The following is a 24,685-nucleotide window of genomic DNA, read 5'->3' as shown; positions in this document are numbered from 1 at the left end:
ATGCCACTAAAACCAATATGGTTCAGTGGCATTTAGTTTAATGTTCATGAAAAAGCAGGCTTACTCCTGAATGTCCCAATATGGGGGCGTAGTTGGTGCCCTTTGTCGTCCGTATCGCCTAAAACCAAGTCTTTTTTCCAATCCAACACATGGTTTTCGTTTACGGTACTTCGCACTTTGAGCAGTTCACCGTGTAAATGTAATACATGGGAACTCCCTGCCTTCTCGTGCAGATTGTCCACGTTTTGGGTTACAATGCTCACATCAAATCCCTGTTCTAATTCAGCCAGAGCCTTATGGCCTGCATTGGGAGCAACCTCCAACAATTGCCGCCTTCGCTGGTTGTAGAATTCGAGCACCAACTCAGGATTACGGGCAAATCCTTGTGGCGATGCTACTTCCATCACATCATGGCCTTCCCAAAGACCGTTTTCGTCCCGAAAGGTTTTCAGTCCGCTTTCAGCGCTCATCCCTGCCCCGGTTAGTACTACGATTTTTGGTTTGAGCATGTTTTTGGTTTTATGTTAGCCCATCATTTTTTCCAATTTTGAAGACGGTCCAAATAAAGGTAGCTCTCCACAAATTTTCGGTGTTCCTCATTTGTCATGGTTTCCAAAAGGTTCAATGCCGATATGTAACTTGCCAGATTTCCGTTTGAAGATAAAAATTTTCCGTCTCGGACAAAAGTCACCAAACTGTCATTTTGAACTTTTAAGTTAGGATAATCTTTTTGTAATTGTATGCCACCACCAATCCAAGTTACAATTTTCTTTCCATCTGCAATTCCAGATGCGCCAATTAACTGCGCTCCCGCACAATTGCTTACTGTGTATTTGGTTTCTTGATTTTTCTCTCGTACAAAATCTATGATTTTATTGTTATGTACCTGAGCATACATGTCATAAGCGCTGGGAACAAACAATGCAGTTAATTTTGGACAGTTACCAAAAGTGTAATCCGGCACAAAATGCATGCCCTCCTCGGTGGTTATTGGATTGTCCGTTTCGGCTATGGTGATAACGTTGAAGAGTTGTTCTCCATCAACTGATGGCTTTGCGAATACGTCCGATGTTGCTACAACCTCACTTTGAAGGACACCATTATACATTAAAAGTCCAATTGTTGGCAGGCCTTCTTTGAACGGTTTTAAATGTTTTGTCAATGTATCAGAATGTGAAATTCCTGTTTGAAGCCCGTTGTCTTCATTTTTATCAGAACTTTTAGGTGTATTTGTGTTACAGTTAAAAAGCAGAACGCTTAGTAAAACGGGAATTAAATTTCTCATAACCTTTTGATAATCAATTTAAATTATTAATCAGAACAAATGTATCCAGCATAATTCTGACAAAAGTTAAACTGGTTTAAGAAACTTAGTTGCCACCAACACCCTCAAAAGTCATAGTCACTGGTTTTATGGTGCCATCAGGGTTGAATTCCATCTTGTCCATACAAGTAACCCTGTGGTCGCGGTCCTTGTTGGGAATAGGTCTTCGGTGGTATACAATGATCCATTCATCCGTTCCCGGTTTGTTGATTACGGAGTGATGCCCAGCCCCGGTGGCAATATCCCCTTCTTTGGATTCCAAAATGGTTCCGATGCGTTTATAGGGGCCTGTTGGTTTGTCTGCCATGGCGTAGGCCACTTTGTAACTGCCATCGGTCCAATTGCCTTCGGACCACATAAAATAGTAAATGCCGTTTCGCAAAAACATGAACGGGCCTTCCACATAACCTTCGGGCGTAATTTCTTTGAACAGACTACCATCTTCCCAAGGCTCAAAACCCGTAAAATCTTCATTGAGTATGCCAAGGTTGCAATGGCTCCAACCTCCATAGAAAAAATAATGGGTACCGTCCACATCCTTAAAAACAAATTGGTCAATGGGTTGGGCGTTGTTGTAGAAGTCGGATATCAGAGGTTTTCCCAAATGATCCTCGAAAGGTCCGCTGGGACTATCAGCTACGGCCACACCGATTCCTCCATAATGGTTAATATCGTTATTGGGGTCATAGGAGCTTCTACCGGGCCGCTGAATATCGTTGGCGCCAAAAAAAAGATAATACTTACTGTCCTTTTCAATAATGGATGGCGCCCACAAAGCTTGCCTTAACCATTTTATCTTGGTCGTATCCAAAATGCGTTCATGCTTTTCCCAATGTACTAGATCTTTGGATGAAAAGGCATCAAAATGCAATTGCTTGTCATAATCGTCGGAAAATGTGGGGTAGACCCAATATGTGTCCTCAAAAACAATACCTTCTGGGTCGGCATACCAGCCTTCAAAAATTGGGTTATTTTGCACTTTGTTAGATTCTTGTGCAAAGCTACATGCTCCGAACAGGGAGAAAATTGTTGAAAAAACTACGTTTTTGGTGTTCATGGTCATATTTTGAGGTTTATTTTTTATGAGAGCCTTAAAACTGGCGCTTGTGGATGCCGGTTTTTATTGTTTCTGGTTTTGACACGAATTTCACACATTTTCACAGGTTTGGCAACGGGCAATTGTCTTTAGAGGTGTTTCTCGTAAAAGAGAAATATAAATGGAGGCAATCTGCACGAAATGTATCCCGGTTTTCTTGCTTGACCTTGGCGCAAGCCTTGAGACTCACACCAATCCCGGGAGGGACAAGATAACAAATCCATTTTTCAAGAAACCAAAATTCCAATTTTTCCTATCTTGGTTTTATGTTTGACCATGATTTGTTGACATACTTGGAAACCTATCTTACCGAAGAGCGAAAACAGCGTTTTTTGGATGTGCTTCAACAACGGACCAAACATATTACCGTAGCGGTGGAAGATGTATATCAATTGCACAATACAAGTGCCATAATTCGCAGTTGTGATGTTTTTGGGGTACAGGACGTACATGTGATAGAGGATCGTTTTGGCAAACGTTTGGACAAAAATATAGCCATGGGAGCCGAACAGTGGGTAGATGTGCATCGCTACCAAACCACGACCGATTGTATCTCCAAATTGAAGGAGGATGGTTATCAAATAATCGCCACTACACCGCACAACGATTCCACTATCCTGCCTGATTTTTTTCCAGCTATCAAATCGGCAATTTTCTTTGGAACCGAAAAAGAAGGGTTGTCAGAAGAAGTAATGCAGCAGGCCGACGGATTCCTTAAAATTCCCATGGTGGGCTTTTCCGAAAGTTTGAATGTTTCCGTTTCTGCGGCCATTATCATCCAACAATTGGCACAAAAAGTGCGCGATTCGGACCTAAATTGGCAATTAACCGATATAGAGGTGTTTGAAAAACGATTGGATTGGACCAAAAAATCCATAAAAGATGTTGAGGGGATTTTAAAAAGATACCTTTCCAAGTAAATAAATTTCGTATTTTTAGTTGATAACCAATAAATTACAGCTATGATAATGCTATATATTGTCTTAGGTATAGTGTTGTTGATCATTATTTTGGCAGCTATCGCCCCAAAAAACTACAATGTCTCTCGCTCTATAGAAATTTCCAAACCTAAAAGCGTTGTTTTTGAGTATCTCAAATCCTTAAAACGACAGGATGAATGGTCTCCATGGGGTAAACGTGATCCCGATATGAAAAAAAAGTTTACGGGAACGGATGGTGAGGTAGGAGCCATTAATTATTGGGAAGGCAACAAAGAAGTAGGGAAGGGGGAGCAGGAAATCACCAAAATTGTGGAAGGTGAACGAATTGATTCCGAACTTCGATTCTTAAAACCATTCAAATCCACTTCGGATGCTTATATCGTTACCAAAGAGGTGGAGAAGGATAGAACTAAAGTAGTTTGGGGCTTTTCTGGAAAGAACAAATTCCCGATGAGCATTATGATGCTGTTCATGAACATGGACAAGGCGGTGGGAAAAGATTTTGAAGAAGGTCTGGCGAGTTTAAAGGAAATATTGGAAAATAAATAAGCTATGGATTTTAATATGGTAGGCTGGTTCGAGATTCCTGTTAGGGATATGGAACGAGCAAAATCGTTTTATGATACGGTTTTTCAAGTTGATATAAAGTTACAGGGTTTTGGAGGCACCAAAATGGGATGGTTTCCTGCAGATCATGGAAAACCAGGAGCTTCAGGCTCACTTATTCAGAACAAGGATTGGTACAAACCCAGTAAAAGTAAAGGGGCGTTGATTTACTTCAACAGTCTAGATGTTCAAAACGAACTCGACCGTATTGAACCGAACGGAGGTAAAATTGTTCAACCCAAGACACAGATAAGTCCCGAAATAGGGTACATGGCGGTTTTTTTAGATTCAGAAGGGAACCGAATCGCACTGCACTCTAGGCAATAGTGATTATTCCACAAGTTCCAGTAGGGCAATGTCATAATCATTATCCAATAGCACTTTTCCGTTGGCCACGGTAACTTCGGTCTCGGAATAGGTGTCGTACAAGGTGGTACCGTCACCAAAGAATCCTTTTACCCAAAGCGACTTTTTTCCTTTAGGCAAATCCAACCCCACAACTACTTTGTCTCGATATTTCCCATTGACATACGTCCTTGAAAATACATAGGGCGATTTGGCCAATCGTTTGTGTTTACCTGCTCCAATGGCAGGGTGGTTTGCTCGGAACTGACCCAATTTTTGCCAGTGTTTGTGAATTTTTTGTGTTTCGGGCAGGCTGTCCAAATCTTCCCAGTTCATAAACGAGCGTAAGGCGGCGTCTCCCTCGGTGCCATCAATAATTAAATTTCTAGCGGTCTCATCGCCATAATACACCTGCGATGCGCCAGGTGTAAGTAATAGCACATTTGCCGTGCGATAGGGTTTTGTTCTTTCCTTGTCGTAGGGGGCACCATCATCGTGTGAGGTTAAATAGTTGAGAACGCTCCTGTCCTTTAGTTTGGTTTGAAGCAGTTTGCTATATTTTTTAAAGATGGCCTCGTAACTCTTGTCCGCATCGTTTTTGAGTTCAAAATTGATGAGACTTTTAAATCCATAGTCAAAAAAATCCACTTTTTTGTCCCCAAAATCAAATTCTCGACCACCCGAAATACCATAGTTATAGACTTCGCCGACCATATAAAATGGATTATCGTCCAATATTTTATGCTGATGCTTTTTCTTCCATGATTCAAATGCGTAGTTCGCCTCTTTGTAAAGGTCTGCCCAAGCGTTTTCATTCACGTGCTTCACAGTGTCTACACGGAAACCATCAACCCCTAGATCATTAATATAATCCGTAAGCCATTTGATGATGTAGTATTTTGGAGTCCTTGGGTATCCTGTGCGTTCAAAAAAGAGTTGGAGTTCGTCCAGTTCCTTGCTCAAACGTCCCTCATCTTTCCACTTGGCCAAAAGGGCATCGGGCAGTTCCACAGCTTCATCGGATTCGGTAAGGATATCCGGTAAATTCTCCACCAAGGTGCAAGCTGTGGTATTTTCGTAGGTGGTAAACTCACATTTTGGTCCATTTCTCACCCAATCATCGGGCCAAACAGGGTCTTTTTCCGTAACAGGTCCGGTATGGTTTAAAACTACATCCAAAAGAATACGAATTCCTTTGCTGTGCGCTGTTTTTACCAGTTTTTCCAAGTCTTTCCGCGTTCCGAAGTTAGGGTCAATGGAAGTCCAATCCTTTGTCCAGTAACCGTGATAGCCATACGTTTTACCAGTTCCTTCGTCGGTGGCCCCGTGAATTTGTTCCACTACGGGCGTAAACCAAATGGCATTGATTCCCAAGTCGGTAAAATAACCTTCTTCAATTTTTTGTGTGATTCCCTCAATGTCGCCACCTTCAAAACCTCTTAAGACCCCTGTTTCCTCGGTTCTATCAAAATTCACATCGTTTTCAGGGTTTCCGTTATTAAAACGATCCGTCAACAGAAAATAAATATTCGCACCTTCCCAAACAAAGGGCACCTTCTTTTTGGGCGCCACTTTTTCAACTACATGGGTTTCTTGCTGCTTTTTTTCAACTTGCTTGCAGCCAATAAACAAAGGTAGAACTGACAATACAACAAGTAGTTTTTTCATGAATCGGGATTTTGTTTAAAGCTATAAAATGCACACGTAAATATGAAATTTATTTATAGCGGGGCAATACTATCCCAAGAGCAGGGTTAAGTTGGTCGTTATTGGTTTCTGTTCAGCACTTTGTACTCTTCGTAGCAGCTGGAAATTGCATCCAAAATTTGAAGGTCGTTCGCTGTTTTGATGAATGATTTGGAATAGTTGCAGTTGTTGAGGATGTCCTCAATATCCACTTTTTCCAATTGAAGCAGTTCGGTAAGGGTTTCCCTATCAAACTTTGATGCCAAAAGATCCCTAATATTATCGTCCTCTTTAATTTGCCGCAACTTGCGCATTTGCCTTGGTTTTTTTCCAAAAAGATTTCGCAAGAGGTCTGCTGGATTAAGAATGGCCCCCAAAACCTTGGTTACCGCACTCGGACTTTTATTCCCGGCTTCGTAACTGGTATTGAGACCAGAAATACTGTACTGGTACGCATTGTTGTCCACAGGAAGGTTCTTGACATCAATTTCCAGATAACCCGTAAGCTGGTATGGTCTTACAACCACTTCTTCAAGTGCATAGGCCAATTCTGTCAATGCAATTTCGGTATTTCCAAACCTGAACATATCGTTGGTTACCCGTACTTTTTGGGTTTTAAATCCTAAATACGAAAAGTAAAGCGTATCGTTGACCGCCGCTGGTATGGTAAACTTGCCATTCTGGTTTGTAATGGTGCCTTTTACTTGGTTCAGGTTCACCACGTGCACACTTTCCAATGGAAATTCCGTTTGGGCATTGATCACCGTGGCGGTAAACTCCTTTATCACTTGGTTTTGACCGTCTTCAACTTGGGAAAAACCGAGTATTGGGATAAGGGACAATAGTATAAGTAGTAATCTTCTCATGCAACCTTTGTAGCTATAAAAGTACTAAACAAAGAAAAATAAATAGGAGAGACTTACCATTTAATATAGAATTAACTAATAAAAGCCCTGCTTTTTCTTGCCTCCCTTTTTCCCGTAACTTCCTTTTTTTCCGCCTTTGTAGGATTTATTCCCACCGCGGTATCCTCCGCCTTTTTTTCCGCGACGTTTTTTGCCTCCTTTTCCGCCACCACCGCTACCACCGGGGTTTTTGGATACTTCAACATTAATAAAGCGCCCATCTACCTTAAACTCTGTAAAGGTTTGAAGAATGAATTCGGTAAGTTGTGCATCGGAATTAAAGAACGAGAAGGTGTCCTTGGTGTCTACATTGTAAATATCCTCTTTTTCCAATTTTAGCGTATCACGAAGGAAATCTTTCAAAGACATCCAGTCGTAACCGTCGCGTTCCCCAACATTGATAAAATAGCGAACTGAGCCTTCTGATGGAATGTCTCCTTTGGAAGTTCCCCTGTCCTTACCGGAATCCTGACTGTTAAGGTCTTTGGATTTGCTGTAGTAGTTATAAAACTGGGTGAATTCTACGGAAACCATCTTTTTGATGAGTTCGTCACGGTCAATACCTTCCAAAACATCGTTAATGGCAGGTAGGTAACTCTCAATCTCTTTATTGATTTTGGTTTCCTTGATCTTGTTGGCCAAATGATACAGCTGAATCTCGCATATTTCAATGCCATCAGGAATTTGTTTGGCTATGAATTCCTGCTGAATTTTTTTCTCGATAGCTTTGATCTTGCGAAGTTCGGAGCGGGTGATGATAACCATGGAAATACCGGATTTGCCAGCACGTCCAGTACGCCCACTACGGTGGGTATAGGTTTCAATTTCATCGGGCAATTGGTAGTTGATTACGTGTGTAATATCGTCTACATCAATGCCACGGGCGGCGACATCGGTAGCAACCAACATTTGCACTTGTTTTTTTCTGAAGGAGTTCATCACAAGATCACGTTGATTTTGGCTCAAATCGCCATGCAAAGCTCCGGCATTGTACCCATCCTCGATCAATTTTTCAGCAACACGCTGCGTATCCCTCTTGGTTCTGCAGAACACCACGGAGAAAATTCCAGGGTTGGCATCGGCCAAACGTTTAAGTGCCGCGTAACGATCACGGCCACCTACCACATAATATTCATGCTGTACGGTGGATGCGCCTGCATTTTTAGATCCAACAGTGATCTCAACAGGGTTGTGCATAAATTTTTTGGCAATCGTAGCCACTTCTTTGGGCATAGTTGCGGAAAAAAGCCACGTCAACTTTTCTTTGGGCGTGTTGGATAGAATGTCTTTAATGTCTTCAAAGAAGCCCATGTTCAACATTTCATCGGCCTCATCCAATACACAGTAGTCAATTTTGGAAATATCGACCATTCTTCGGCCGATCATATCTTTCATACGACCAGGAGTGGCCACAACGATCTGCGCCCCTTTTTTAATTTGTCGTGCTTGTTCGGTAATGCTGGCACCACCATAAATGGCTACCACATTCAGTCCCTTTATATATTTGGAATAGAGTTTTAACTCGTTTGTAATCTGTAAACATAGCTCTCGCGTAGGGGAGAGAATCAATCCTTGGGTGGTTCTGCTTTCCTCTTGGATTTTTTGAATCATTGGAAATCCAAACGCAGCAGTTTTACCTGTTCCTGTTTGTGCCAAGGCCACCAAATCGGTTTCCTTTTCCAATAAAACTGGGATTGATTTTTCTTGTACTTCTGATGGGGATTCAAATCCGAGGTCGGAAATAGCATCCAATAGGGGTTTGTCCAACCCCAAGGCTTCAAATTTTGTCATAGCGGTGTATATACCTTAAATCGCAAATATGTTTGTGTTGTATAGAGCGATTTTGTATAACCCAATTTAAGCCCATCACAACACCTTGCCCATACCGGCGGCGTTAATAAAGCGGCAAAGGTACGTTAATTTTATTCCGTGGAAGCTAATAGATGCTTTTTTTTAATAAATCAACCAATTTTTGAATGGCCCTACCTCGGTGGCTTATAGCATTTTTGGTCTTTGGAGGCAGTTCGCCAAAGGTTTTATCGAACCCATTGGGTCTAAAAATGGGGTCGTAACCAAAACCGCCATCCCCGTGTGTGGTTGGGGTTATTTGGCCTTCAACGATACCTTCAAACGTGTAACTATTACCTTGTAGGTTCAAATGGATTACGGTTTTAAAATGTGCAGCACGGTCGTTCGCCCCTTTTAACTCAGATAACAATTTTGCCATATTGTCCTTGGCACTTTTTTGCTCCCCCGCATATCTGGCAGAATAGACACCCGGTGCTCCATCCAAAGCATCGACCAGCAAACCGGTATCGTCCGAAAAACAGTTTAAGCCATAGGTTTGGGTCACAAAATCTGCTTTTATTTTTGCGTTTTCTTCCAAGGTATCACCTGTTTCGGGAATTTCATCAAAGCACTCAATATCCTTTAGGGATAACAGCTCTATGTTTTCAGGAAGTAATTGCTGAACTTCTTTCAGCTTATGGTCGTTATGAGTGGCAAAAACTAGTTTCAAATCAAAAAGGGTTCTATTTTGAGGTTCAAAAGTAGTAATTTCGAGTTTTAAGCAATTGATATGAAAATGAAAGTGCCGCCAGCTTTGGTAATGTTGGTTTTTGGAGGACTAATGTATGTTTTGGACAAATTTTTGCCCATTGGCGAGTTTGAGTTTTTTGGCAAGCAGGAATTGGCCATGTTTCTTTCTGGATTGGGTGTTTTGGTCATTTTAATATCGGTAATCCAGTTTTTCATCACAAAAACGACCGTAGATCCTTTGAATCCCAAGAAAACCTCAAAATTAGTGACGAATGGCATCTATAAATTCACCCGTAACCCCATGTATTTGGGAATGCTCCTTTTTCTGTTGGCCTTTGGGCTAAAGTTGGGCAATGCCTTCAATACGCTTATTGCAGCGGGTTTTGTATCCTATATGAATCGGTTTCAGATTAAACCTGAAGAAAAAGTTCTTGCCAAAATGTTTGGAAAGGATTATAATATCTACTGCAAGTTGACCAGACGTTGGTTTTGATAGTTGGGATGTAGCTTGGTTGGGGGTAGATATAAGAGACAAGAAACAAGAGAAATAAAGACTAAAGACTAAAGATTGGGCAATTTATACGTTCATTGACTACAAACCGCCCACTGCAAACTGCTTATTGGTGATCAATCGTGTAATTCGTGTCAAAAAAAGATATTAGATGAGAGATGTAAGACAATAGGCTTTAGAGATTCGTTGATTTTGTGATTTAATCATTGGCATTTATTTACTGAAAACAGACCTCTTTCTGACTACCACTGCAACCGCGAACTGTTTTTTGGAATTTAGATTTGAAACTTGAACTTAATACTTGAGTTTGAACTTTACAATTGAACTCAATCCATACGTGATTGCAAAAAATTAGGTGCTATTTAAAACAAATCGTAATGGATTTTTGATTTATCCGCAAATCTGTAAGGTTTTTGATGAGTTCCGATTCTAAGGATGAAATTTATGTTTAATTTTGTGGCTTAATTTTTTGGAAGGACTCATGGTGGAAACTGCACGTAAATATGTGTTCGATTTTGATAGCACGCTCACACGGGTTGAGGCTTTGGATGTTTTGGCAGAAATGACGTTGCAAAACAATCCCAAAAGGGATGAGATTGTAGCGGAGATACAGCGAATAACCAATTTGGGGATCGATGGGGACATTTCCTTTACAGAATCCTTGGAACAAAGAATCCGGTTGTTGAATGCCAACAAAAGTGATTTGGATGACTTGGTGGTGGAGCTGCGTCAAAAAATTTCGAAATCAATCGCATCGAACAAGGAATTCTTTCACGAGTTTTCCGACCACATCTACGTAATTTCCTGTGGCTTCAAGGAATTTATAGATCCTATTGTTAAAGAGTACAACATTCCATCCGAACGGGTGTATGCAAACACCTTTACATTTGATGATGCCGGAAATATCATCGGCTTTGATGAAACCAATGTTTTGGCCGCCCATAACGGTAAAATAGAATGTTTAAAAAACTTGGACTTGGAAGGCGAGGTCCAGGTTATTGGCGATGGCTATAGCGATTACGTAATGCGCGAGGCCGGTATTGCCCATAAGTTTTTCGCCTATACCGAAAATGTGCACCGTGAAAAAGCAACGAATAATGCCGACCACGTAGCACCTAACCTAGATGAATTTTTATTTGTGAACGATTTGCCAAGAAACTTATCATACCCCAAGAACAGAATTAAGATCCTATTACTGGAAAATGTACACCCTGCAGCTTTCGAAAATCTATCCGAAGAAGGTTTTTCGGTAGAGCTGATCAAAACCAGCCTTTCCGAGGAAGACCTTATCGAACGTATTAAAGGTGTGCATGTTTTGGGTATTAGGTCCAAGACCCAAGTAACCCAAAAAGTACTGGATGCGGCCGATAAATTGTTGGTGGTCGGTGCATTTTGCATCGGTACCACGCAGATAGATTTGGATTACAGTAAAAGGAGGGGTGTGGTTGTGTTCAATGCCCCATACAGTAATACCCGTTCCGTAGTGGAACTTGCCATTGGACAGACCATTATGTTAATGCGGAGCATTTTTCCACGTAGTACCGAAATTCACAACGGCGAGTGGAACAAAACAGCCATTGGGTCACAAGAAGTACGAGGTAAGAACCTTGGTATTGTAGGTTACGGTAACATAGGTAAACAAATGTCCGTTTTGGCCGAAGCCATGGGCATGAAGGTGTATTATTACGATGTTAACGACCAACTGGCACTCGGTAACGCTGTAAAATGTGACACTTTGGAGGATTTGTTGTCCGTTTCTGATGTAGTTACACTTCATGTGGATGATAACAAGGCCAATAGGAACTTTATCGGCGAACGTGAAATCAACCAAATGAAAGATGGTGCCAAACTTATCAATCTTTCCAGAGGTTTTGTAGTGGATATTGATGCACTGGCAAGTGCCCTAAAGAACGGAAAACTAGGTGGCGCAGCTATAGATGTGTACCCGTCCGAACCACGCAGCAACGGAGCGTTTGAAACACCTTTGCAAGGCTTGTCCAACGTTATTCTTACGCCACATATTGGGGGAAGCACAGAGGAAGCGCAAAGAGACATTGCCGATTTTGTGCCGAACAAGATTATGGATTACATCAATTCGGGAAACACGGTGGACGCTGTTAATTTTCCGAATATTAGATTGCCCAAACAAAACAAGGCACACCGATTTTTGCACATTCACCGCAATGTTCCAGGCATTATGGCCAAAATCAACGAAATATTGGCTCAATACGGTCTCAATATTTCCGGTCAATACCTTTCCACTGACAGCGATGTGGGATATGTAATCACCGATTTGGACAAGGAATACGATAAAGATGTGATCAAAGCGCTCAAGAAAATTGAGAACACCATTAAATTTAGGGTGCTTTATTAACAGAAGGTAGACCGCTGCGCCTCAATAAACAGGAACAATGACAGTTTTGGTCTTGGCTCCTGTCTCTTGCCTCCAATTATCTCATTGGTGATGATAGGGTTCGTTCCGAAGAATGGTGAATCCCCTATAAATTTGTTCCACAATAAATAACCGTACCATTTGGTGGGAAAATGTCATTTTGGACAAACTTATTTTGCCTGAACTTTTCGCATAAACAGCATCACTAAAGCCATAAGGGCCACCAATGGCCAGCACAAGATTTTTAATGCCGCTGTTCATCTTTTTTTGCAAGAACTGGGCAAAATCCAGTGAGGAGTATTGTTTTCCTTTTTCGTCAAGCAAGATTAGGGTGTCCGTTGGTTGCAGTTGTGCCAAGATGAGTTCGCCCTCTTTTTCCTTTTGTTGGGCTTCGGAAAGATTTTTTCTGTTTTTTATATCAGGAATTATGTCCATTTGAAACTTGATATAATGTTTCAGCCGCTTCTCATAAACGTCTATAAGTTCTTCAAGTTCAGACTTGTCGGTTTTTCCAATGGCAATCAATGTAATCTGCATGCCCAAAAATAAACGTTTCAGCTTAAATTAAGCATGCCAAAGGCATGGACAACGAACAATGTTTTTACTATTTTCGTTAAAACCACAATTGGATGATTTCCGAAGAACAATTTCAAAACGAACTGGATTTGATCATTGCCAACGCCGTTAGGGAAGATGTAGGTGATGGCGACCACAGTTCCCTGGCATGTATTCCCGCATCTACCCAAGGCAAAGCAAAACTTTTGGTAAAGGACGAAGGGGTTATCGCTGGCGTAGCATTTGCCAAACAAGTTTTTAGCTATGTTGACCCCAAACTTAAGATGGAGGTTTTGGTTAAAGATGGCGCACCGGTAAAATACGGGGATATTGTTTTTTATGTTGAGGGCAGTTCCCAAAGTATTTTAAAAGCAGAGCGACTTGTGCTCAATGCCATGCAACGTATGAGCGCGATTGCGACTAAAACCAAGAGTTTTGTTTTACTATTGGATGGAACCAATACCAAAATTTTGGATACCAGAAAAACAACGCCAGGCATAAGAGCCCTTGAAAAATGGGCTGTAAAGATTGGTGGGGGAGAAAACCATAGGTTTGCCCTCTACGATATGATCATGCTCAAGGACAACCATATCGATTTTGCAGGCGGAATTACCAACGCCATCCAAAAAACGCAGGATTATTTAAAAGAAAAAGGGAAGGATTTGAAGATTATTGTTGAAGCCAGAAATTTGGATGAGGTGGACGAGATATTGAAATCCGAGGGCGTGTACCGCATCCTTTTGGATAATTTTGATTACGAACAAACCCACGAAGCTGTGCAACGAATTGGGGAGAAGTGCCTAACCGAATCTTCGGGCGGTATCACCGAGGACACCATACGCAAATATGCCGAATGTGGCGTGGACTACATATCGTCAGGAGCGCTTACCCATTCTGTTTACAATATGGATTTAAGTTTAAAAGCCGTTTAAATGTCCAAAGCCATAGAGGAGAAATTGGAGAAAATACCCGTAATCAATTGGCTGGTGCGCTTATTGAAAAAAATAAAGCTAAAAGCCTTTGAAGGGCTCTCTCTTTATGATTTGATTGAAATGTATTTGGTGGGAATCGTGAAAGGCGCACTTTCCACAAGGGCAAGCTCCATTGCTTTCAGTATTTTTTTAGCGCTGTTTCCCCTGCTTATCTTTTTGGTGACCCTTATACCCTTTATCATCCCCTACGTAAGTGTGGGCAATGCCAATTTTGACACCCAGTTTCTCAACTTTTTGGAATCCTTTTTGCCTTCTGCCACCAGTGAATATTTTAGTGAAATTTATCAGCAGATAAAAGACCAAAAACAAGGGGGATTGCTCTCTTCGGCCTTTTTGTTGTCCATATTTTTGGTGGCCAATGGCGTAAATGCCATTTTTGGAGGGTTTGAATACTCGTACCACGTAGAGCTCACCCGTAATTTCTTTCGTCAATATGCCTATGCCCTTATGGTGGGCGTCATTCTCTCCATCTTATTGATATTGGGAGCGGTAGCCTTTGTGTACTTTGAGTTTTACATTGTGGAAAACGCAAGTGAATTTTTTGGTAGGACATTGGGAACCGATATTGAAAAAGGGGATGCATTGGGCATCCAAATAGCAAAACTGCTGTTCTTTTTATGCATCTCGTATCTTGCAACGGCCATACTTTACTATTTTGGCACCGCAGAAGGAAGGCAAGCTCGTTTTTTTTCAGCGGGAGCATTGCTTACGACCCTTTTGTTTTTACTGACCTCATATCTTTTCGGCATTTATGTTGAGAAGTTCGCTCGTTACAACGAACTTTATGGAGCACTGGGAGGATTATTGATTTTAATGGTGTTTATATGGTTAAATTCCAATATCTTATTATTAGGTTTTGAATTGAATGCCACACTTAATTCCTTAAAAAAAAGACATGAAAAACAGCAAAACGAGCAATAAATGGATGTATCTGATATGTTTTCTGTTTTGTCAGATAACTTGGTCCCAAACCGTTTTTGGAAAGTGGAAAACCATTGATGACCGCAATGGAATCACCAAGGCCATTATTGAGATATATAAAGAAGACGGGTTAATGCATGCCAAGGTTGTTGAAATTTTGGAAGAAGGAAAAAAAGGTGCTTTGTGTACCAAATGCGAAGGAGAGCGAAAAAACAAACCTATCCTTGGAATGAAAATCATGGAAGATTTTGAGAAAAACAACAAAGGTATTTATAAGGGCGATAAGTTGTTTGATCCCGAACAGGCAATGACCTTTAAAGGAAGGGTCTGGTTGGATGATGACAACAAAAACCGATTAAAAGTTAGAGGCTATCTGGCATTTTTGTACAGGACCCAAACATGGCACAGGGTACTAGAGAATTAACGTATGGATTATTTTTTGGATGTTGTTCTTCCCATTCCTCTGGAAAAACTCTTTACCTATAAAATTTCGCAAGCAGAAGCGGATTTTATACAGGAAGGAATGCGGGTAGCCGTTCCTTTTGGCAAATCCAAGATTTATACCGCCCTGGCCTATCGCGTACATCAAAATGCACCTGAAGCCTATCAACCCAAAGAAATTTACCAAATTCTTGATGAACAACCCGTAGTCACCCAAATACAATTAAAACATTGGGGATGGGTAGCAAAATATTACATGTGTACCCTGGGCGAAGTCATTAGAAGTGCCCTGCCCAGTGCTTTTATGTTGGAAAGTGAAACACTCATTTTGCCCAACAAAAATTCGGATGTAGATGAAAGGGAATTAACGGATGATGAATTTTTGGTATTCGAAGCACTTCAGCATCAAACCGCTTTAAAAATTTCCGAGGTCAGCGATATTGTGGATAAAAAAAATGTGATGAAGCTGATAAACACCTTGGTTCACAAAGGCGTTATACTTCAGAAAGAAGAATTGTACGAGCAGTACAAGCCAAAATTGGTGCGTTACGTTAAGCTTTCGGAACAATACGAGGATGAAAAACAACTGGCCGAACTTTTGAACGAGCTTGCAAGAGCACCCAAACAGAGTCAAGTAGTGCTGTCCTTGTTTCAGTTGAAAGCCAAAAGTATCAAACCCATCCCCATTTCAGAACTGGAAAAGGAAAGTGGTGGCTCCCGAGCCGTGATTAAGGCTCTTATTGATAAAAATATCCTTGAAGAATACCATATTAGAAAAGACAGGGTACAGTTTGAGGAAAGGTCCGAAGAATCCAAACATATTACCTTGAATGAATACCAAGAAAAAGCTCTGGAGGACATCAACAAAGGTTTTGATGAAGAAAAACCGGTACTGTTGCACGGGGTAACTTCTTCGGGAAAAACGGAAGTCTACGTAAAACTGATTCAAAAATGTCTGGAAAACGGTCAACAGGCCCTTTATCTATTGCCAGAGATTGCCTTAACGTCCCAATTGATCAATAGGCTGAGGCATTATTTTGGACATCAAGTATCCGTATACCACTCCAAATATAGCATTCACGAAAGGGTAGAGGTGTGGAACAACGTTTTAAAAAATACAGAAAAAGCCCAGATTGTACTTGGTGCACGGTCATCGCTATTTCTGCCTTTTACCAATTTGGGATTGGTGGTAGTGGACGAGGAGCACGAAAGCTCCTTTAAGCAGTTTGACCCTGCTCCACGTTACCATGCACGCGACGCGGCCGTGGTTTTGGCAGCACTTCACAAAGCAAAGATTGTTCTGGGGTCTGCCACTCCAAGTATTGAAAGTATGTACAACGCCAGAATTAAAAAATACGGCTATGCTTCCATTTTGAAAAGATTTGGTGATGTGTTGATGCCCGATATTAATCTGGTGGACATAAAAGAAGCTATCCGAAAGCGTAGAATGAAAGGGCATTTTTCCGAAATTCTCATCAAGGCCATTACGGAGGCGCTTGATGAAGGGGAACAAATCATTCTTTTTCAAAATAGGAGAGGATTTGCCCCTGTGGTGGAATGCACCACTTGTGGGCACGTGGCCCAATGCCCCAATTGTGATGTGAGTTTAACGTACCATCAGCACAGAAATCAGCTTCGATGCCACTATTGTGGTTATCACATGGCTTTACAACAGGCTTGTTTGGCCTGCGGCAGTCCAACTTTGGATAATAAGGGTTTTGGTACGGAACAGATCCAGCAAGAGTTGGGACGGTTGTTTCCAAATGTTTCTGTAGGTCGAATGGATTTGGATACCACGCGCGGAAAATATGCTTATGAAAAAATCATTTCATCTTTTGAAAACCAAGAGATGGATATTTTGGTGGGAACCCAAATGGTGACCAAGGGGCTAGATTTTAGGAATGTGAGTCTAGTAGGCATTATGAGTGCAGATTCCATGCTCAATTTTCCCGATTTCCGTGCCCATGAACGGAGTTTTCAAATGCTGACGCAGGTAGCGGGTAGGGCAGGGCGTACCAAAAAAAGGGGAAAGGTACTTATTCAGACCTATAATCCATACCATCAAATTTTACAGCAGGTAACCACGAACAATTATGATGGAATGTTCAAAGAGCAGTTTTACGAAAGGGAACAATTTAAGTATCCACCTTTGGTGCGTCTCATTAAAATCACTTTAAAGGATAAGGATTTCAATAAACTGAACGAAGCAGCTGAATGGATGGCGGGTTCGCTGCGAAATGTACTTGGGGTGCAAATTCTTGGCCCCGAATATCCGCCTGTGGCGAGAATAAGAAGGGATTACCTCAAAAATATAATGATTAAAATACCTCAAAAACAGTCATTGGCCCAAACAAAAAATAGCATTAAAAGAATTGAAAAATCTTTTAATGCTATTTCCAAGTATAAAAGTGTACGGTTGGTCTACAACGTGGACCACATATAATTATACATTGGCCAGCGCTTCGGCTAGTTCTGTTTTCTTGTTTCTGCTCAATGGAATCTGTCTGCCCCCTACTTCAACATTTTTGCTGTTGAATTTTTCAATCTTCTCCAGATTCACAATATAAGATTTATGGATACGTAGAAATTTTTCGGCAGGCAATTGCTTTTCAAAAGATTTCATAGTGGAAAGGATTACGATATTGGCTTCATCTGTTACCAATTTAATGTAATCGCCCAATGCTTCGATCCATTTGATGTCGTTTAATATAACCTTACGTTTTTTAAGGTTGCTCTTTACAAAGATGTGCTCTTCGTCCTCATCCACCCGGTTCATTTGCTCGTATTTGGCAACGGCTCTTTTTACTGAGGCTTCAAAACGTGCCAAGGTGATGGGTTTGTGAAGATAATCGGTTACGTCGTAGTCAAAAGCTTTAAGTGCATAATCAGGTTTCCCTGTAATCAGAATAACCTGTGGTGGGTTCTCTAGGGCCTCTAAAAGGTCAAAACCGTTAATGATCGGCATTTCAACATCTAAAAAGATAAGGTCGATTTCGTGGTTTTTAAGGCCATTTTTGGCTTCAATGGCGTTGCTGTACTCAGCAACCAAAGCAAGGTGTGGATGATTGTTGACCAACTTTGCAACGGCCATGCGCTGCATCGAGGAATCGTCTACAATTATACTTTTTAATTTCATAGAATGGGGTGATTTGTAGGGTTTTAAATCATCGGCAAATTACATAAAAAAGCTGCTCACCTACAACAAAAGATGTAAACATGGTCTATTTTGTTGTGTAAATTGCCATATATGTTATTTAGGCTTATTAGGTTTTTTAATGTTGATAACTCTTGTACTTAAACGAAGTTTTTCTACTTTTCTTGCAGGGGGAAAGAAATATTGTTAATTTTGCGCTCCTTTAAAAATATATTATAATGAACCATTACGAAACTGTTTTCATTTTGAATCCCGTTCTGTCTGAAACACAGATAGAGGAAACAGTCAAGAAATTTGAGGATTTCTTGATTAAGAATGGTGCCAAAATGGTCTCCAAAGAAGATTGGGGACTTAAAAAGTTGGCCTATCCCATTCAGCACAAGAAAAGTGGATTTTACCACTTGTTCGAATTCCAAGCTCCAGGTGAGGCCATAGGCCCTTACGAGCTTGAGTTTAGAAGAGATGAGCGCGTTATGCGTTTTTTGACCGTTAAATTGGACAAGCACGCAATTGCTTGGGCGGAAAAGAGAAGAAACAAACTAAAAGCAAAGGCATAAGGGTATGGCATCTATTGAGCAACAAGCAAAATCAAAAAAAGACGGGGAAATCAGATATTTGACCCCGCTTAACATTGAGACCAGCAAGCAAAAGAAGTATTGTAGGTTCAAAAAATCCGGTATCAAGTACATTGATTATAAAGACCCTGATTTTTTGATGAAGTTGGTGAACGAGCAAGGTAAATTGCTTCCAAGAAGACTAACCGGTACTTCCTTGAAATACCAAAGAAAAGTGGCGCAGGCCGTAAAACGTGCCCGTCACCTAGCGTTAATGCCGTATGTTGGCGATATGTTGAAATAAAAAACACCAGAGAATGGAACTTATTCTAAAAGAAGATGTACAGGATTTGGGATTTAAGGATGATATCGTTACCGTAAAGAACGGTTACGGCAGAAACTTTCTTATCCCACAAGGTTTGGCCGATTTGGCTACGCCTTCTGCCAAAAAAGTTTTGGCGGAGAACCTTAAGCAAAGAGCTCACAAGGAGAAAAAGGTTATTGATGAGGCCACTAAGATTGCCGATGCGTTAAAGCAATTGGAAATCAAAATTGCTGCTAAAGTTGGAGCCGGAGATAAATTGTTCGGGTCTGTAACAAACATCGACCTTGCTGCTGCCTTGGATAAAGAAGGACACCAAATCGATAGAAAATTCATCAATATTAAAGGTGGAGCTATCAAAAGAGTTGGTCCTTACGAAGCAATTATCAGACTACACAGGGAAGTTATTGTAGAATTCCCATTTGAAGTGGTTGCTGAAGCAAAGTAAACTTCAAACCCTATAATTTAAAAAAGCCCTCCGATTTTTTCGGAGGGCTTTTTTGTTTTTTTTTTCAATTAAATTCTATTGCGGTTGTTCTGATAACATTGTTCTCAAACGACCTTGTAATTCAGTATCACTTTGTAATGCCATTGCTATATTCTGGTAACGTTCTATGCTCATACCTTCATTGCTGATAATCTCTTCGATTTGTTTGGTAAAACCGACTTGCATCTGTTGTATTTCGTTCATTAGCTTTCCAAAGCGTTCTTTTTCCTCATCACTGGCATCGACCGTTTTTTCTGGAGACGCAGAAGCTTGATAAAGTTCATTGAACCTATTGGCCTCAAAACCACTTTCCTCAACTGTTTTCATTACTTTCTGTTGTGCTTCCATATTCACTTTTTGAATGCCTTGGAAGGCCGAAGCAATTTTACCCAGTTCAGCATCGGTGACCTCCACCTGTTCTTGCGCGTTCACATGCGAGAAAGCACATGCACCTATGGCCGCTATGCAAACCACTAAAGTTTTAAATGATTTCAAAAATCTCATTCTGTACGTGTTTTATTTAATAATGTTAGTTTCCGAAACTACAATAAATAAAAGGGCTTGCCAAAAATCACTGGGATTATGGGTGTTAATCTAAACTTAAAGAAATTGTAATGAATTCAAGGATTCGACGGTTTTCTTGAGTCAAAAACACGGTGGTTTTCCCTAGCCTTTTATATTTTTGCAGCATGAAATATAGACGATTGACCAAGGAGCAACTTGAGGAATTACATCCCGAATTTATTAACTTTCTCGCGACCCAATCCATCACCGCTGATGAGTGGGATAACTTAAAAAAGGAAAAACCAGAGGTTGCCGAGGAGGAAATAGACGTTTTTAGCGATTTGATTTGGGAAGGGGTGTTGAGCAAAGTGGAATATTTGGAGAACATTTCCGAACGGCACATGCATTTGTTCCACTTAACGGATAAAGAAATGAAGCTCCTTTCTGTTAAGGTCATGAATCCGGAGATTGATTTAAGAACGGAGATCGGCTTTGGTTGGTTCAAGCGCAACTATCAATCCGATTTTGTGGAATACCTTACAGCTTCCAAGGCTTACGGAGAGGATAAAAATGTGGATAAGTTCGAATTGATCAAACAAGGAGCCGTTATCACCAAAGGGGAACTGTACCAATGGTTTGAGCAGATAATGGAATGATCATCAATTTTCAAGACCAAGTTCAAGAATCAAGCCCAAAGTTTGTGGTCATTCGTGCCATTCGTGTTAAGCATGGGATACATGAAAATAGCAAATAGAAAATAAACGCACATGATTAGTGCCAACAGCATACTGACTACGGGGTTATTTTGTTGCTAGGTTATTGGAATTTGGGATTTGGTGCCTGAAACCTTTGACTGCTCAATGCTTCCTATTTACTGAGTTCTTCAACCTAAAACGTATATTTGCACGAGAATTTTACACCACATGGCAAAGAAACCATCCATACCCAAAGGAACCCGAGATTTTTCACCTGCAGAGGTGTCCAAGCGTAACTATATCATCCAAACCATAAAAAAACATTTTGAAACTTATGGTTTTCAGCCGATTGAGACTCCTTCTTTCGAAAATTCGGAAACCCTGATGGGTAAATATGGGGATGAAGGCGACCGTTTGATATTTAAAATATTGAATTCGGGAGACTTTATTTCCAAAGTGGATGATGTAACCTATAGTTCCAAGAATTCAGCCTCATTGACGCCCAAGATTTCCGAAAAAGCCCTGCGCTACGATCTTACCGTGCCCTTTGCCCGCTATGTGGTTATGCGCCAGAATGAAATTGATTTTCCGTTCAAGCGGTATCAAATTCAGCCTGTGTGGCGTGCAGACCGTCCGCAAAAAGGGCGTTTCCGTGAGTTTTACCAATGTGATGCCGATGTCGTTGGCGCCAATTCCTTACTTCAAGAAGTGGAATTTGTACAACTCTATGATGCCGTTTTCACCGATTTGGGACTGAAAGGTGTCACCATCAAAATCAACAACCGAAAAATACTTTCTGGGATTGCGGAAGTCATCGGAGCCAAACATTTATTGGTAGATTTTACTGTGGCCTTGGATAAGTTGGATAAAATAGGAGAGGAGAAAGTTAAAGCAGAGATGATGGAAAAAGGCATTTCCGAAGCTGCTATTGCCAAAGCACAGCCTTTGTTCGATATCAAGGGAACCGCTTCCGAACAATTGGAAAAACTAAAAACCATCCTAGCAGATTCTGAAGTAGGAATGCTGGGTGTCTTAGAATTGGAAGAGATTATTTCAACCGTGGAAATGGTTGGGTTGCAGTCGGCCAGTTTGCAGCTGGATGTTATGCTGGCCCGCGGGCTCAATTATTACACTGGTGCCATTTTTGAGGTGGCAGCGCCCGAAGGCGTAAAAATGGGTTCCATTGGTGGAGGTGGACGTTATGATGACCTTACGGGCATTTTTGGACTGAAAGATGTGAGCGGTGTGGGTATTTCCTTCGGATTGGACCGTATTTACCTGGTTTTGGAAGAATTGAATCTTTTCCCAGATAGCTTGGATATTTCTTTGGACGTACTTTGCCTCAATTTTGGAAAAAAAGAGGGATTGGCAGCCTTAAAATTGGTATCTGGTCTGCGTAAGCAAGGACTAAGAGCCGATTTATACCCAACGGATGCCAAGGTACAGAAGCAGTTTAAGTATGCTGATAAAAGGGGAGTTCCCTACGTGATACTTTTGGGAGACCAAGAATTGACCAATGATAAATTTGTGGTCAAGAACATGAAGACAGGCGACCAAAACGACTACGCTCTGGATTCGCTCGAAGAATTTGCGAAAAAAATCAAGTCCTTCGTTTGATTTCCTTGATGATGGTTTTGTAATAGGTAGGGCCGTGGGGAACGTATTTTCCAGTAGTGGCCAAGCCCCAAGTTTCTTCGGCAAATTTAAAAAGAGGCACCAAGGCCAAATCTTCAACCTCGCTTTCCTGTTTGGTAAGTTGGCTCAACGGGACGTTTAGCTTGCACAAAAAAATGTGATGCAGCTCTGCATCTATAAAATCTTCGGAAATTTTGTGCACGGCCTTAAAAGTACCAAGGGATTCCAATTCGGTTTCTGAAACCTGAATACCTATTTCCTCTTCAACTTCCCTGATAGCTGCTGAAATGATTTTTTCCCCCGCAGCCACGTGCCCGGCAACCGAAACATCCCAATGTAGGGAATGGGTAGCTTTGTTTTTGCCTCGTTGTTGAATCAGTACACGACCATCGGGTGTGTACAGCCAAACATGAACAGTGGGATGTAGTAAACCTTTGCGGTGTGCTTCAGATTTTAAACAGGATTCCCCTGTTGGTTTTCCTCGTTCGTCCAAAATGTCAACACGCTCATCCATATTACATAAAGATAAGAAATTGTCACATGGAGCGGAGTCGAGATGGAATATAATTTCTTGAAACCGGTTTTATGTTTCTCTTTGTCATCCTCTTACAAACATAGGATGACAGGTCAAACATAGGATGACAGGTCAAACATAGGATGACAGGTGCTAGTGTTATTCCTGCGTCCCGTTCTTCAACGGGATAAACAGGCAGGAATCCATTCGTTGTAAGCCCCTGAAACTATCCCGATAGTTATCGGGACAAGGTGACGGATTCTTCGTGCTCCCTTTGACTCCGTTCAAAACAGCTCGGAATGAGCATCAATCCAAAACAAAAAAGCATCGCAGCCTATATTCGGATTACGATGCTTTAAGATTTTTGTGTCATTTGAAATTATCGATTGAGAAATCTAAGCGTGAGATTTCTCACATCCGTTCGAAATGACAAGTTTAATCAAAATAGCTGAAGGTTTCTCCCGCTTTAATGTTCAGCAAGGTTTCGTAAATCAAACGGATAACGTTCTCCACATCATCCTTGTGGACCGTTTCTACCGTAGTGTGCATGTAGCGTAACGGCAACGATATCAAAGCAGAGGCGACACCACCATTGCTATAGGCAAAAGCATCGGTGTCCGTACCTGTATATCGGGACGAAGCGTTGCGCTGGAATGGAATTTTGTTGGATTCCGCAGTTTCAATAATGCGCTCCCGCAATTTGTTCTGTACTGCAGGTGCGTACGAGATAACGGGACCGTCGCCAATCTTGGTCTCACCCTCCGTCTTTTTATTGATCATGGGAGTAGTGGTATCGTGGCAAACATCCGTTACAATGGCCACATTGGGCTTAATGGTCTGTGTGATCATTTCTGCACCTCGAAGTCCAATCTCTTCCTGCACCGAATTGGTGATGTACAATCCAAAAGGAAGCTCTTTTTTGTTCTTTTTGAGCAAACGGGCCACTTCGGCAATCATAAAACCGCCCATACGGTTGTCCAAAGCCCTACAAACAAACTTGTCCTTGTTCAGAATCTGGAAATTGTCGGGGTAAGTGATTACACATCCTACGTGAACGCCCATTTTTTCCACTTCCTCTTTATCCTTGGCACCGACATCTATAAAAATGTTGTCCAATTTCGGTGGTTCTTCCTTGGCCTTGTCCCTTGTGTGGATGGCCGGCCATCCGAAAACACCTTTTACAATACCATTTTTGGTATGGATGTTTACCCATTTAGATGGAGCAATTTGATGATCGCTTCCTCCATTTCGGATAACGTAAAGAAGACCTTCATCGGTGATATAGTTAACGTACCAAGAAATTTCATCGGAATGCCCCTCGATAACAACCTTGTATTTGGCATCTGGATTTATAACGGCTACTGCAGTTCCGTAGGTGTCAGTAATAAATTCGTCCACATAAGGTTTTACGTAGTCCATCCAAATTTTCTGCCCTTCCCACTCGTAACCTGTCGGGGATGGATTGTTCAAGTATTTTTCTAAAAATTCAAGGGATTTTTCGTTGATAATCTTCTCTTTTGCCATGTATCTGATTTAGTACGCAAACATAAGAATATTCACTTTTATT

General features: G+C 41.2%; 25 protein-coding genes and 1 pseudogene. 14 read left to right on the top strand and 12 right to left on the bottom strand.

Annotated elements, in window-relative coordinates:
• Positions 1-68 precede the first annotated feature (68 nt).
• The 3 genes and pseudogenes from VM932_RS15685 to VM932_RS15675 form a co-directional block, all read right to left on the bottom strand.
• Positions 69-509: pseudogene (locus VM932_RS15685) on the bottom strand (SIR2 family NAD-dependent protein deacylase); the annotation flags it as partial.
• Between the two features lie 23 nt (positions 510-532).
• A complete protein-coding gene (locus tag VM932_RS15680) occupies positions 533-1,285 on the bottom strand; it encodes a DJ-1/PfpI family protein (RefSeq protein WP_326280056.1) in 753 nt (250 codons plus the stop codon).
• An 85-nt stretch (positions 1,286-1,370) separates the two neighbouring features.
• Positions 1,371-2,381 carry a glycoside hydrolase family 43 protein gene (locus VM932_RS15675; RefSeq protein WP_326280054.1) on the bottom strand — a complete coding sequence of 337 codons (1,011 nt, stop codon included), beginning with the start codon at positions 2,379-2,381 and terminating at the stop codon, positions 1,371-1,373.
• Positions 2,382-2,686: 305 nt separating this feature from the next.
• Between VM932_RS15675 and VM932_RS15670 the strand changes: the two genes are divergently transcribed.
• From VM932_RS15670 to VM932_RS15660, 3 genes are read left to right on the top strand one after another with little or no spacing between them, the layout of a single operon-like run.
• Entirely contained in the window at positions 2,687-3,340 is a 654-nt protein-coding gene (locus VM932_RS15670) for a TrmH family RNA methyltransferase (protein WP_326280053.1), read from the top strand.
• A 42-nt stretch (positions 3,341-3,382) separates the two neighbouring features.
• Complete coding sequence (locus VM932_RS15665) at positions 3,383-3,910, top strand: SRPBCC family protein (RefSeq protein ID WP_326280051.1); 528 nt, start codon at positions 3,383-3,385, stop codon at positions 3,908-3,910.
• Between the two features lie 3 nt (positions 3,911-3,913).
• On the top strand, positions 3,914-4,294 hold the full coding sequence (locus VM932_RS15660) for a VOC family protein (RefSeq protein ID WP_326280049.1): 381 nt from the start codon (positions 3,914-3,916) through the stop codon (positions 4,292-4,294).
• A 3-nt stretch (positions 4,295-4,297) separates the two neighbouring features.
• Here the strand turns inward: VM932_RS15660 and VM932_RS15655 are convergent, their stop codons facing one another.
• The 4 genes from VM932_RS15655 to VM932_RS15640 all read right to left on the bottom strand — a co-directional run bounded on the left by VM932_RS15655 (position 4,298) and on the right by VM932_RS15640 (position 9,421).
• Positions 4,298-5,980, bottom strand: a complete 1,683-nt coding sequence (locus VM932_RS15655) for an alpha-amylase family glycosyl hydrolase (protein ID WP_326280047.1) — start codon at positions 5,978-5,980, stop codon at positions 4,298-4,300.
• A gap of 98 nt (positions 5,981-6,078) precedes the next feature.
• Positions 6,079-6,864: a carboxypeptidase-like regulatory domain-containing protein gene (locus tag VM932_RS15650; RefSeq protein ID WP_326280045.1), complete on the bottom strand. Its 786-nt coding sequence runs from the start codon at positions 6,862-6,864 to the stop codon at positions 6,079-6,081.
• A gap of 75 nt (positions 6,865-6,939) precedes the next feature.
• Positions 6,940-8,694, bottom strand: a complete 1,755-nt coding sequence (locus tag VM932_RS15645; RefSeq protein WP_326280043.1) for a DEAD/DEAH box helicase — start codon at positions 8,692-8,694, stop codon at positions 6,940-6,942.
• A 145-nt stretch (positions 8,695-8,839) separates the two neighbouring features.
• Positions 8,840-9,421: a non-canonical purine NTP diphosphatase gene (locus VM932_RS15640; protein ID WP_326280041.1), complete on the bottom strand. Its 582-nt coding sequence runs from the start codon at positions 9,419-9,421 to the stop codon at positions 8,840-8,842.
• Between the two features lie 60 nt (positions 9,422-9,481).
• Between VM932_RS15640 and VM932_RS15635 the strand changes: the two genes are divergently transcribed.
• Together VM932_RS15635 and serA are read left to right on the top strand one after the other, a co-directional pair.
• Complete coding sequence (locus tag VM932_RS15635; protein WP_326280039.1) at positions 9,482-9,934, top strand: methyltransferase family protein; 453 nt, start codon at positions 9,482-9,484, stop codon at positions 9,932-9,934.
• 499 nt (positions 9,935-10,433) lie between these two features.
• Positions 10,434-12,326 carry a phosphoglycerate dehydrogenase gene (serA, locus tag VM932_RS15630; protein ID WP_326280060.1) on the top strand — a complete coding sequence of 631 codons (1,893 nt, stop codon included), beginning with the start codon at positions 10,434-10,436 and terminating at the stop codon, positions 12,324-12,326.
• Positions 12,327-12,407: 81 nt separating this feature from the next.
• Here serA and rlmH read toward each other — a convergent pair whose 3' ends face one another.
• On the bottom strand, positions 12,408-12,881 hold the full coding sequence (rlmH, locus tag VM932_RS15625; RefSeq protein WP_326280037.1) for a 23S rRNA (pseudouridine(1915)-N(3))-methyltransferase RlmH: 474 nt from the start codon (positions 12,879-12,881) through the stop codon (positions 12,408-12,410).
• Positions 12,882-12,973: 92 nt separating this feature from the next.
• Between rlmH and nadC the strand changes: the two genes are divergently transcribed.
• From nadC to priA, 4 genes are read left to right on the top strand one after another with little or no spacing between them, the layout of a single operon-like run.
• On the top strand, positions 12,974-13,831 hold the full coding sequence (gene nadC / locus VM932_RS15620) for a carboxylating nicotinate-nucleotide diphosphorylase (RefSeq protein WP_326280035.1): 858 nt from the start codon (positions 12,974-12,976) through the stop codon (positions 13,829-13,831).
• Positions 13,832-14,812: a YihY/virulence factor BrkB family protein gene (locus VM932_RS15615; RefSeq protein ID WP_326280033.1), complete on the top strand. Its 981-nt coding sequence runs from the start codon at positions 13,832-13,834 to the stop codon at positions 14,810-14,812. It abuts the gene before it with no gap.
• Positions 14,787-15,236 carry a DUF2147 domain-containing protein gene (locus tag VM932_RS15610; RefSeq protein WP_326280031.1) on the top strand — a complete coding sequence of 150 codons (450 nt, stop codon included), beginning with the start codon at positions 14,787-14,789 and terminating at the stop codon, positions 15,234-15,236. The genes VM932_RS15615 and VM932_RS15610 overlap by 26 nt, the downstream gene beginning before the upstream one ends.
• A gap of 3 nt (positions 15,237-15,239) precedes the next feature.
• Complete coding sequence (gene priA, locus VM932_RS15605; protein ID WP_326280029.1) at positions 15,240-17,696, top strand: replication restart helicase PriA; 2,457 nt, start codon at positions 15,240-15,242, stop codon at positions 17,694-17,696.
• Here the strand turns inward: priA and VM932_RS15600 are convergent, their stop codons facing one another.
• Positions 17,697-18,389 carry a LytR/AlgR family response regulator transcription factor gene (locus tag VM932_RS15600; RefSeq protein ID WP_014031370.1) on the bottom strand — a complete coding sequence of 231 codons (693 nt, stop codon included), beginning with the start codon at positions 18,387-18,389 and terminating at the stop codon, positions 17,697-17,699.
• A 236-nt stretch (positions 18,390-18,625) separates the two neighbouring features.
• On the opposite strand from VM932_RS15600, the gene rpsF reads away from it, so the two are divergent.
• Genes rpsF through rplI form a run of 3 tightly spaced genes read left to right on the top strand, consistent with a single transcriptional unit; the run spans position 18,626 to position 19,731 of the window.
• Entirely contained in the window at positions 18,626-18,964 is a 339-nt protein-coding gene (rpsF, locus tag VM932_RS15595; protein ID WP_293164002.1) for a 30S ribosomal protein S6, read from the top strand.
• A 4-nt stretch (positions 18,965-18,968) separates the two neighbouring features.
• A complete protein-coding gene (gene rpsR / locus VM932_RS15590; RefSeq protein ID WP_014031368.1) occupies positions 18,969-19,265 on the top strand; it encodes a 30S ribosomal protein S18 in 297 nt (98 codons plus the stop codon).
• 13 nt (positions 19,266-19,278) lie between these two features.
• A complete protein-coding gene (gene rplI / locus VM932_RS15585) occupies positions 19,279-19,731 on the top strand; it encodes a 50S ribosomal protein L9 (protein WP_326280025.1) in 453 nt (150 codons plus the stop codon).
• 75 nt (positions 19,732-19,806) lie between these two features.
• On the opposite strand, the gene VM932_RS15580 is transcribed toward rplI, so the two are convergent.
• Positions 19,807-20,274, bottom strand: a complete 468-nt coding sequence (locus tag VM932_RS15580) for a DUF4168 domain-containing protein (protein WP_326280023.1) — start codon at positions 20,272-20,274, stop codon at positions 19,807-19,809.
• A 185-nt stretch (positions 20,275-20,459) separates the two neighbouring features.
• On the opposite strand from VM932_RS15580, the gene VM932_RS15575 reads away from it, so the two are divergent.
• Together VM932_RS15575 and hisS are read left to right on the top strand one after the other, a co-directional pair.
• Positions 20,460-20,930 carry a DUF6495 family protein gene (locus tag VM932_RS15575; protein WP_326280021.1) on the top strand — a complete coding sequence of 157 codons (471 nt, stop codon included), beginning with the start codon at positions 20,460-20,462 and terminating at the stop codon, positions 20,928-20,930.
• A 267-nt stretch (positions 20,931-21,197) separates the two neighbouring features.
• The gene (hisS, locus tag VM932_RS15570) at positions 21,198-22,586 is read left to right on the top strand and encodes a histidine--tRNA ligase (protein ID WP_326280019.1); all 1,389 of its coding nucleotides are present in this window, start codon (positions 21,198-21,200) and stop codon (positions 22,584-22,586) included.
• Here hisS and VM932_RS15565 read toward each other — a convergent pair.
• Entirely contained in the window at positions 22,570-23,118 is a 549-nt protein-coding gene (locus VM932_RS15565; RefSeq protein ID WP_326280016.1) for an NUDIX hydrolase, read from the bottom strand. The two genes, hisS and VM932_RS15565, sit on opposite strands and share 17 nt — an antisense overlap.
• Positions 23,119-23,553: 435 nt before the next feature.
• Positions 23,554-24,642 carry a M42 family metallopeptidase gene (locus VM932_RS15560; protein WP_326280014.1) on the bottom strand — a complete coding sequence of 363 codons (1,089 nt, stop codon included), beginning with the start codon at positions 24,640-24,642 and terminating at the stop codon, positions 23,554-23,556.
• Positions 24,643-24,685 lie beyond the last annotated feature (43 nt).

The sequence above is a fragment of the Flagellimonas halotolerans genome (assembly GCF_035818535.1).
Lineage (GTDB): Bacteria > Bacteroidota > Bacteroidia > Flavobacteriales > Flavobacteriaceae > Flagellimonas > Flagellimonas halotolerans.
The sequence above is the reverse complement of the archived record's forward strand: the minus strand, read 5'-3'. Positions and strand labels throughout refer to the sequence as shown.